The sequence below is a fragment of the Phreatobacter stygius genome, from assembly GCF_005144885.1.
Classification (GTDB): Bacteria; Pseudomonadota; Alphaproteobacteria; order Rhizobiales; family Phreatobacteraceae; genus Phreatobacter; species Phreatobacter stygius.
Genome location: NZ_CP039690.1, coordinates 4,170,844 through 4,181,114, shown reverse-complemented (window position 1 = coordinate 4,181,114; position 10,271 = coordinate 4,170,844). Strand labels below are relative to the sequence as shown.

Sequence of the window (10,271 nt, the reverse complement as noted above, 5' to 3'; positions counted from 1 at the left end):
TGAAAGAGAGGTCCAAATGGACCCCTCTCCCAAGTTTGCGTTCGGGGAAAACGATACCCCGGATGATCAATGCGTGGTCTTGAAGACGATTTGCTCGACGTCGAAGATCTTGAGCGTATCGCCGTTGTTGAAGGTGATCTCGGTCGAGGAACCAGACACGACCAATCCGCCTTCTGCGATATCGCTCTCGAGATGATCGATGTAGATGGTATCGCTGCCCGAGCCACCGAAGATGGTGTCGTGACCGAGAATACCGCCTTCGGTGTTGCTGTAGAAGTTGTCGTTACCAGAGCCACCAAGCAGCGAATCATTGCCGCTGAAGCCCGTGATCACGTCAGCACCGGAACCGCCATCGATGACATTGTCGCCGCCGCCACCAATGAGAGTGTCGTCGCCGGCGCCGCCGAAGATGGTGTCGTTGCCCGAACCACCGAGCACCGAGTCGTTGCCGCTGCCGGCATCGACGCTGTTGTCGCCGCCGCCAGTGGTGATGCTGTCGTCGCCCGAGCCACCGCTGATGGTGTCATTGCCCGAACCGCCGAGCACCGAGTCATCGCCGCTTCCGGCCTCGACGCTGTTGTCGCCCGACCCCGTCTCGATGGAGTCGTTGCCCGAGCCGCCGCTGACGGTATCGTCGCCGGCGCCGCCGAGCAGCGTGTCATTGCCGCTGCCACCCGCGATCAGGTCGTCGCCGTCGCCGGTCGAGACCCAATCGTTTCCTGCACCGGCATCGACGGTGTCATTGCCTGAGCCGGAAATGACCGTATCGGCCCCGGCCCCAGTGTTGACCACGTTCTCGCCGTCACCGGCGACGATGTAGTCAGCGCTCGCGCCATGGCTGGTGATGACGTCATCGCCTGCACCGGTCGCCACAACCGTGGAGCCCGATACGGTGATGTTCGCTTCGACGTTATTGGTGGTTTCAAAGATGACGTACTTGTTGTCGCCGGTGATATTGACCGGCCCAGTCGGATCACCTTCGTAAAGAAGGAATTCCTCGTCATCCGACTGAGAGGGATCGCCGATGAAAAGGCTTTCCCCACGGCCAAGTTCGCCCGCCGTACTTCCGGCAGCAAATACGCCGCCGTCTTCCAGACCCTTCAGGATGGCATCAACATCAGCTTCAGAAAACGTCCCGGTTGAACTCAATTTTTCATTCAACTGGGGTTGGGTGTAGTCGTAAGTTGCCATATTGGCACTCCCTTTTTGACCAAGCGGTTACGCTCACCTGACCCTAATTGCCCCGCAGACGTGAGGCCCTAAATACCCGAACGCGCCCGGCAGAACCGGCCGCAATAGTCCCTGAGACGTCTCCCTGGTTTGCACCCCCTGTGACCAGCTTGGGCGGCGGAACCGCCACCGGCCGGATCGAGGGCACTTGCACACCTGATTGACCGATCGCCCGCAGCGCGAGGCGAAGGCCAACCAGAGGTTCGTTTCCGGTCGGACCCGAGAGCTCGATCGAGTTGCCGAGTCTCGATACGACCGGTGCGGCAAGAAACAGCGCGTCGACTGACAGCTGAAAGGCCGAAGCGGCTCGGCCGATCAACGAAAAGGTCAGCGTCGTCAGCGGCGCCGCGCGACCGCGGCTGCCGATGAAGGTGCCCGACGACGACACCGGAAAGTTGACCGGCAATTTGCTCCTGGCGGAGCCGGAGACCATGATGTCCAGGTCGGGAGCCAGACGGCCCAGGCGGATCTCGATGCCCTCGATCGACATCGGAACCTGCGGCCCGCAAATCCATTCACCGCTGCCGACCAGAATGTCGCCGCGCCGCGAAACATGAGCCAGGACCTGAAGATCGGCGATGGCGTCCGACGAAACGACGACGGGCGCCGCCGGCGGCCGGCGGTCGTCCGGCTGCGTGATGGCCGCGGTCATCCGTTCGATATGAACTTCGGCGTCCAGGCTGCCGCCGATCTGGCTCGGCACCACTTCCAGGGAGATCGTGGTGTCGCGCTGGGCCCGCACGACGGTCGCGGCACCTGGCTTGGCCAGCGTCTGCTCGGCCCGTTCGGTCAGGTCGATCAGCTCCGCGCCGGAGCCGCGCGGCACCGTCAGGACAAGACTGGGCGCAGCCCGGCCACCCTTCGAGGCAGCGTAGCGGACGATGACGATACCGCGCGGAATGCGCAGGTCGCGCCGCTCTCCCCCAGTATTTTGACTAGCACGCGAGACAAGCACTGACGCCCCCATCATTATTGTTGCGCCAAGATTGGCAATACATCGCCAATATCAAGGCGTATCAAAACATGACTACTTCGAGGATCGAAGGCAATTAATCTTTACGTGTATTTACTTTTTCCCCGCCTATTAATGAACGCGAGCCTTCGATTTGGTTACTACTTGAATCGAAAGCTCGCGTTATCAGTTTATTAAGCAATTATAGACTTCACGCCGCCGAAGCGACATTTGCGGCGAGCCGCTCGCGAATCCGCTGGAGTCCGGGACCGCTGTCGACCAGCTCGAAGCGCCGCAGGCGCGACGCAGCCGGTTCGGGCTCGCCGTAGAGCGCGGCATATTCGGCATAGTTGGCGAACATGCGCCGGTTGCCCTGGTCGACGAAGCTCTCGGTCGCCGCACCATTGGTCATGATGACCTGCGGCTCGTCGAACTCCAGATGGAAGTACTCGACCACGTCGAAGTCCCGGACCTGACGGATGGCATTGCCGTCAGCCAGCAGGCCTGCGGGAACCAGCGTGCTGTCGATCAGCACCGCATGCTCCGGGGAGACCATCAGGTCCCGCTCCGGGCCATGCCGGCCGAGCGCGCCGGCCGTGATGAGCACCGGGGTAATCTTGTCATTGGCTTCGAGGAAGCTGCGCGAATAGGCCCGCTTGCCGATCCACTTCACCTTGGCGCCGGCGCCGTCGACGGTGATCACCTCATCGCCGATCGCGATCGTTTCGACCGCGACCTCGCCGCTGGGAGTGCGGACAAGCGTGCCCCGCACCAGACAGGCAACCTCGATCCGGCTCGCCACCTGCTGCACGGTCGCGTCCTTGACGAGAATGGACCCGCTGCCGGTGGTGATCAGGACGTCCTCGCCGTCCTGCGAGATCGAATAGGACGTCAGATCCGACAGCTCGATCCGATCATTGTTCTGGAAGTCGAGAATCGTGTCGCCACCAAACTGACCACCAAAGACGAAGCGATCCCGGCCGGCGCCGCCTTCGAGGGCGTCGTCACCGCTGCCGCCGTTCAGGATATCCGCGCCGGAGCCACCGGACAGGAAGTCATCGCCGGCACCGCCGGAGAGCGTGTCGCGGCCAGCGCCGCCATGCAGTTCGTCGTCGCCGGCGCCACCCGAAAGCAGGTCGCGACCGGCATCCCCATAAAGCTCGTCGTCGCCTTCACCACCCGAAAGCGTGTCGCGGCCGGAACCGCCGTGAAGCTCGTCGTCGCCGGCATCGCCGTTGAGGGTGTCAGCCCCCGCACGACCGCGAATGGTATCGTCGCCTTCACCGCCGTTGATGATATCGACCCCCGGCGTGCCTATCAGGTCGTCGTCACCGCTCGTACCTATCGCCATTGCACAGACTCCTTATGTGCGATGCAAAAAATGGTATGGGCGCACCGATCTCGGTACCTGACAAAAGGCTAACAAACCCATCCAGTACTGTAAAGAGGAGTCATTGTGATCAATTATGTCCAGACTGCGACAACTTTAGTCAAATATGGGATGAGCCAAGTCTAGATTGTCTGTACGCGACAAATCCGCTCAATTTGATTGCCTAATATTTTGACTATCTTTCCATTTTACTTTCTCTGATGTCATAATTTCGTTACAAACAGCACGAATAGCCAGAACACATGATTGTTCGTTATTTGATATGAAATATTCTCTATTTCATTATGGGATTAACGTCTGATCTATCACTACTCTACCTGTAACAAGCCTATTTTATAGCCTTAATATTAATTTCCGGATCCCATTAGCTCAATTTTAAAGGCATAACTACTCGAGTTGCCTTAGGGTCTGGTGGTATTATTATGCTGCGCCGCACCCTGGTTATCAAAGCCAAAAAAGATCCCACCTGCGGAAGACGGCATAATTTTCTGCGCGTTTCCATGCGATCGCCCCGTTGGTGTTCCGGCTATTTGTCAGATCGGACAACCGGGGATTCCTGTTCCACGTTTGTCAGCATTGCGGAGCCAACCATTTCCGTGAGGGCCCGGTTTTCGGCTTGGCCGCGCAGGTGATGCGGCGCAAAAAAATCAGGTCCCGGTCAGACAGCCACATGACGACCTGATAAATAAGCCGGCTACGGATATGGATCCGGCGGAATTGCAGCTTGAAGCAAGACCGCTGATTTCGGCGCCAGGCGCTTCCAAGTGCCGGACTCCACCGGGGCGTCGGCGAGGCGCGCATTTTCGGGCGGATGACCCGAAGCTTGCGGCACGCTGACAGGCTTGACGGTCGGGTCCGCCGTGCCTGCCGCGCCCGGCCCTAAGGCCGGGCCTTGGGAAACCACTTGTCCATCTGCGCCAGGAACGGCGCACAACTCTTCGTCCACTCCGCTTCGGACGCCCGGGCGATGGCCCGCTCGGCCATCGGTGCAAGCCGCCCGGGGTCGCCAGCCAGGCCGCCGACGCGCTCGAGAAATGCCTCGACCACCGTCTCGTCCGGGCCATCGGGGATGACGAAACCGTCAACCCCGTCGTCGATCAGTTCGGCCACCGCGCCGACATCGGTCGCGACCGGAATGCAGCCGAAGCGCTGGGCCTCGATGATGGCAAGCGGCGCCCCCTCCCAGCGCGACGTCATGATCAGCATGTCGGCATCCCGATAGACGTCACAGAGCTTCTGCGGATCGTAGATCGGGTCCTCGACGGCGATGCCGAGCGCGCTGAAGGCGCTTTTCCAGCGTTGCCGGCCATTGGCATTGATGAGTTCCGAGCCGATCAGGCGCCAGGATATGGCGAGGCCGCGCTCCTGGCCGGCCTTGGCCAGCGCCAGCAGGCGCTCGACGCCCTTCTGCGCGTCGAGCCGGCCGGCAAACAGCGCCTTGACCGGCCGATCGGGCTTCAGCGCACGCCGGCGCCGGGCAAGTTCCGACTGGGCCTTGTAGTCGGGCGGCGTGTAGGCGCCGGCATTGGGAATGTGGATGACCTTTTCGTCGGGAACACCCATCCCGTGAAACCAGTCCTTCAGCGCCTGCGAGCAGGTCAGGATCATGTCATGGGCATGTTCGAAGCCGAGCGTCAGATAGGGGTGGCCGACCGAGCGGCCGAAATAGGTCTGATCGATGACATGGACATGGGAGACGGTCTTGACCCCGCGCCGGCGGATCGTGCCCAGGATCGCGTTGAGCGGCGCCACCTGGCAGTTGATGAGGACATCGAGCGAGCCGAGGAAACCAAGCACCTTCTTGGCGCGCGCCGCGTCGTCCCATTCCATCCTCAGCTCATGGCCCATGAACGGCCGCGACCCGCCCCAGAGATTGTAGCCGGGCTCATTGAAGAAATTGATGCTCTTGAAGACGCTCGCCTGGCCCTTGTAGGTCTTCACATTCGGCTTGCCGAAACAATAGAGATGGACGTCGCAACCCCAGTCCTTCAGGACCTTCGCGACCGCAAAGGCCACTCGCTCGACCCCGCCATAAGCGGCGATCGGCAGGGCGATGCCGACTTGCGGCCGGTCGGCCGAACGGATCATCGGCAAGAGGCTCTCGGCGCCGAGATGCGCCTCGATCAGCGCCGGCCGCTCCTTGACGGTCGGGTAATAGGCTTCGCGCCAGCTCCACCGCGGTTGATCGGCCAGCGACAGACCGAGATCGTCGGCGACTTCGATGGTGGCCAGCACGGCCAGCGGCAGCGGCAGGAAATATTTCGCCAGGAACTGCTCGGCGATGGGAACACGCACCGTCATCTCGATCACCGTCGGCGACGGGCGCCGCTCGGACAGCGAGCCGACCCAGTCACGCGACGGATCGGTGACGCATTGCTTGAGAATGGCCTGCGAACAGGCCCAGCCGTGGACCCGCCGCGGCATCTCGTGGGCCTCGCCGATCTCCTTGAACTCGATGGAGATTTCATCGGGCGAGGAGACGAAACGCAAGCAGAGGAAATTGGCCTGCGGCAGCGCTTTCTCGATGTTGTGGAACAATGTCCAGACCAGGCTCGTCCGCTTGAGCGCGTCGAGCAGTTCCTTGCGCAGCCAGATCACCGTCTGCGGCGTGCCGTAGCTGTCGGGTTCGAAGAGCCCGCGATACAACGAGGCGATCGCCAGGTCATGGGACATGACGGGATGGTCGACGGTCGGATCGGTGAAGGCCGCGGCTTGATCGGTGGGCGGCGAGATGCACAGGAATCGCGGCGATTCCTGGTGTTCGAGCGTCATCAGGGCGCTGGTCGAGAACAGGCCCGGATGTTTCTTGAACATGTATTGCTTGATGCCGGAAATGTCGCGGGCGGTGTCGCTCACCATGCTCTCGCCGCGCATCCGGTACTCGAACCCGAAATGCGGATTGTTGAGGCCGGTGAAGCCATGGTCGAGGCACTGGAGCCAGAACTCCCAGTCCTCGCAGCCCTGTTTCATCCCCTCGTCATAACGGACGCCCGCGTCGAAGACGGCGCGCGAGACCAGGCTGCCCGCCTCACAGATATTGTCGAACAGGCAATGCACCAGCTTGGAATAGGATCCGGTGTAATTGCCGTTCCATTCCGCGCCGAACTTGTCGACATTCGGGTAGATCCAGCCGACGCCGTTGTCGGGATCGAGCAGCGCCAGGCACGAGGCCAGCGTCGTCGGGCTGACCCGGTTGTCGGCGTCGAGGAAATAGATCGCCCGCAAGGACGGAAAATGGGTCAGGGCATGGTCGATGCCGTGATTGCGCGCGGAGCTCAGGCCGCCATTGACCTTGCGCAGGTAGACGACGTTGTCATAGGCCATCGCCAAGCTCGAGCCCATCACCGCCGTCTCGACGAAGGGACAGCCGTCATCGACGATGATCGTCACGATCGGAAAATCGGCCTGCTGCGCCTGGATCGACTGCACCGCCTCGGCCAGGAAAACCGAATGTTTGAAGACCGGGATGACGACGGCGATGACCGGCCCGGCGCCGCGCCTTTCCGGCAGCGCGTCAACCGTGCCGCTGATCATGGAATCCGGGATGTTCAGGCTGTCCAAAGTCGCACCTCTGGTTCCGTCTCGAAAAATCAGGCGAGCTCGACGCGCAGCCGCATGAACTTCGCCCAGGCGAAATCGGCCGACATCTGATCGGGCATGCGGGTCGCCAGCAGCAGCGACGCGCCTTCCGGGCCGATTGGCGGATCAAGCGGCAGCGTGATGCTCAGCTGCCGCCCCGGCCCGACGAAGGTCCAGTCCGAGATATGCAGCGACGACGACGCGAACTGCTCCGCGCCCACCATATGCATGTCGACGCGGTCGACCGGCGCGGACCCGACGACGCCCAGGCGGAAGCCGACGGTCTGCGCCGCCGGATTGTCGACCATGATGTCGGCCATGATCTTGATGGCGCCGGGCGGAATGCAATGTTCGCAGAATGCGATCGTCGGTTCGTCGCGGCGCGGATGCACAAGAACCGCGCCTTGCGCCTCGATCAGCCGTACCAGGTCGAAATCCTGATCTTCGGCGCCTTTCGGCCGTACCAGCCGCGGCGACTGCAGCTGTGACAGCGGAATGGCCTGCCGGTTGAGGCGCGGCGGTGGCGGCCGCGTTCCGCCGACCACCTCATCGGGCAGGAATGACAGCTCATCGTGTTTCAGCTCGACACCGGGAAGCGCGATGAAGACACGCAGCGCCAGGGAGCGCGCAACCGTCGGTTCGCCGGTGCTCGCCGACAGCTGGTAGAGCGGCAGCGGGTTGACCGGTCCAAGCGACAGCTTCGCCCGGCCGGCATCGCCGTCGCACCAGATCATCAGGTGTGCGCTTTTCGGCAGGCCGCCAAAGGTCCGCTGCAGGCCAAGCGTCATCCAGCCGCGCTGCAGGAAGGCCACCGGGATGCGCCAGGACCCGATCGACCTGTTCAACTCGGGAATGAAGATCTCGGCGACGAAATGGCCCGATGCCGCCGGGTCGGCCTCGGCCACGTGAACCGCGACCGCGCCCAGCGTCTTGGTCGAGACAGGCAGGTATTGGCGACGCTTCGAACGTGCCGAGGTCGGCTTGAACTCGCCCAGTGCAAGCGCCTGCTCCGGTTCGCAGACGAAGGCCTCTTCGAGCATCGGCACGACGCGTTCGGCGAGATAGCGCTCGACGCCCGAGAAACTCTCCTGCAAGGCGTCATGGTGCCGGCGCAGTTCCAAGAGATCGCGCGTCTGCTGTCCGATCAGCTTGGACTGCAGCAAGATGAACTGTTCGAGGCAGTGCGCGACCCCCAGCATCATCGATTCCCACGAGGGCAAATCCTCGAGGATCACGATGTCCGGAATGATCGCCGCCTTGGCTGCGACGAGGCGTTCCTGAATATGCTCCAGCGTCACCGCATCGGCCTCCGACCAGCCGACAAGAGCGACGCAAGGCGTGTTCAGGGCCGATTGGAGCGCGAACGGCTGCCGTTTCGAATCAATGAGCTCATGATCGGCATTGACGAAAATCGGGTCGAAAAGACTGTCAGCCCCGTTCGTGACGATCTGGTCGACACGTGCAGTCGTGATCACCGCCAGTCGCAACATGCTACCCCACTATCGATGCTGGCGCCGGGCCTGTTCGGGCCAGAAGCCGGTGCTGCGTTGTTCAGCATTTCTCGTGCCAGTCTCGGCGCCATCGACATCCCCCAGGGTTGGGCTTTCGACGAAAGACGACGATTGCGGGGGCGTTTCGGCACGCATGACGCCCCTCGGGGAACACGACCTATCATTCGCTCATTACATTTTTTTGCTCAGGCAAATGCGCTCCAAACCGTCTGGGACGGCGATATGAGGGCACGTGTCGGGTGATGGTTGGCGGAGGCGCCGCTGCGAAAGGAACTCGCGACAGGCGACGCCGAACATCGACCATCTCTGGACATCTTTCAAGCATTTCCAGTGCGACGTCGAAGACATGCGGCGAGATAGATGGAAACTCGCCTCATTCGCGTTCTATCAATTTGATAATATAGGATTTTCCCAAGATTAGAGAAAATCCATCTTGATCCAATACAACTCAATTGCGCCACTTTTGTGAGCAGCGCGCCGCCATATGCCTCAACGACGGGCAAGAGAGCGACTTGCGCGGCCGCAACCTCCGGTATTTGCTGGAATGTGCCGCGCCCTTCGCAGGTCGGAATGCGACCTGTTTCGGCGCATTTTCGCCTGCCGTCAGCGCGACGACCGTTCATGCCTGAAAGAACGCGATGACGCCGGACGCGGCTCAGCCGGTGAACAGGTTCTGTGCCATGAAGTCGACGAAGACCCTGAGCTTCGGCGACAGGTAGCGGCTCGACGGCCACAGCATCCGGAACGTGCCGGCATGGTGCAGGCAATCGTCGAGCACGGTGACAAGCGTGCCGTCGTCGAGCTGGCGACGAATCGCGAAGTCCGGCAGGCAGGCGATGCCGAGCCCCTGCTCGGCCATGGCGATCAGCGGCTCGATCGTGTTCACCACCGCTGTCGTCGGCAGGTCGATCTCGATGTCCTTGGCCCCGCGGCGCAGCGGCCAGCGCTCGAACTTGCCGGTGGTCGGGTAACGATGCAGCAGACAGGCGTGAGACCTGAGGTCGTCGGGTTTCCGCGGCACGCCGCGCGACGCGAAATAGCCGGGCGAACCGACGAGCTTGAGCCGGAAGGTGCCCAGGGCGCGGGTCATCAGGCGCAAATCGCTGACCTCGCCCGCGCGCACCACGGCATCGAAGCCTTCGTCGATGACGTCGACAAGCCGGTCGGTGAAGTCGAGATCGAGCTCGATCTCGGGATAGGCCCGCATGAAGGCGCTCAGCGCCGGCATCATCAGCATGCTGGCCAACGGCAGACTGACGCGCAGCCTGCCGCGCGGCGCGCCCTGCGTCTGCGCCAGCTCCAGCTCGGCCGCCTCGATCTCCAAGACGATGCGCCGGCAGCGATCGAGGAAACATGCGCCTTCCGGCGTCAGCGTGATCGTGCGCGTCGAGCGATGGAACAGCCGGACGCCGAGCCGTTGCTCCAGCCGCGCAACCGCCTTGCCGACGGCCGAGGACGATATGCCGAGCTGCCGTCCCGCCGCCGTGAAGCTGCGGGTTTCGGCGGCCTGAACGAAGGCGTTGAGCGAGCCGAGGCTGTCCATTCACGACATCTCTATTCCGGACAGATCTGTCCGATGTGTGAGGAACTGTAGCGCAATTCTCCCTAA

General features: G+C 62.1%; 7 protein-coding genes. 1 reads left to right on the top strand and 6 read right to left on the bottom strand.

The features are described from left to right. Window positions 1-66 precede the first annotated feature (66 nt). The 5 genes from E8M01_RS19650 to E8M01_RS19630 all read right to left on the bottom strand — a co-directional run bounded on the left by E8M01_RS19650 (window position 67) and on the right by E8M01_RS19630 (window position 8,449). Complete coding sequence (locus tag E8M01_RS19650) at window positions 67-1,191, bottom strand: calcium-binding protein (RefSeq protein WP_136961677.1); 1,125 nt, start codon at window positions 1,189-1,191, stop codon at window positions 67-69. A 43-nt stretch (window positions 1,192-1,234) separates the two neighbouring features. Continuing rightward, window positions 1,235-2,185: a hypothetical protein gene (locus E8M01_RS19645; RefSeq protein WP_136961676.1), complete on the bottom strand. Its 951-nt coding sequence runs from the start codon at window positions 2,183-2,185 to the stop codon at window positions 1,235-1,237. Window positions 2,186-2,393: 208 nt separating this feature from the next. Continuing rightward, complete coding sequence (locus tag E8M01_RS19640) at window positions 2,394-3,533, bottom strand: Hint domain-containing protein (RefSeq protein WP_136961675.1); 1,140 nt, start codon at window positions 3,531-3,533, stop codon at window positions 2,394-2,396. A 918-nt stretch (window positions 3,534-4,451) separates the two neighbouring features. Next, window positions 4,452-7,133 carry a glycosyltransferase gene (locus tag E8M01_RS19635; protein WP_136961674.1) on the bottom strand — a complete coding sequence of 894 codons (2,682 nt, stop codon included), beginning with the start codon at window positions 7,131-7,133 and terminating at the stop codon, window positions 4,452-4,454. 29 nt (window positions 7,134-7,162) lie between these two features. Then, complete coding sequence (locus E8M01_RS19630; RefSeq protein ID WP_136961673.1) at window positions 7,163-8,449, bottom strand: DUF6212 domain-containing protein; 1,287 nt, start codon at window positions 8,447-8,449, stop codon at window positions 7,163-7,165. On the opposite strand from E8M01_RS19630, the gene E8M01_RS19625 reads away from it, so the two are divergent. Then, a complete protein-coding gene (locus E8M01_RS19625; RefSeq protein ID WP_136961672.1) occupies window positions 8,435-8,905 on the top strand; it encodes a hypothetical protein in 471 nt (156 codons plus the stop codon). The genes E8M01_RS19630 and E8M01_RS19625 overlap by 15 nt on opposite strands. A 412-nt stretch (window positions 8,906-9,317) precedes the next feature. On the opposite strand, the gene E8M01_RS19620 is transcribed toward E8M01_RS19625, so the two are convergent. Further along, window positions 9,318-10,205, bottom strand: coding sequence for a LysR family transcriptional regulator (locus E8M01_RS19620; protein WP_136961671.1), 888 nt, complete (start codon window positions 10,203-10,205; stop codon window positions 9,318-9,320). Window positions 10,206-10,271: the final 66 nt, after the last annotated feature.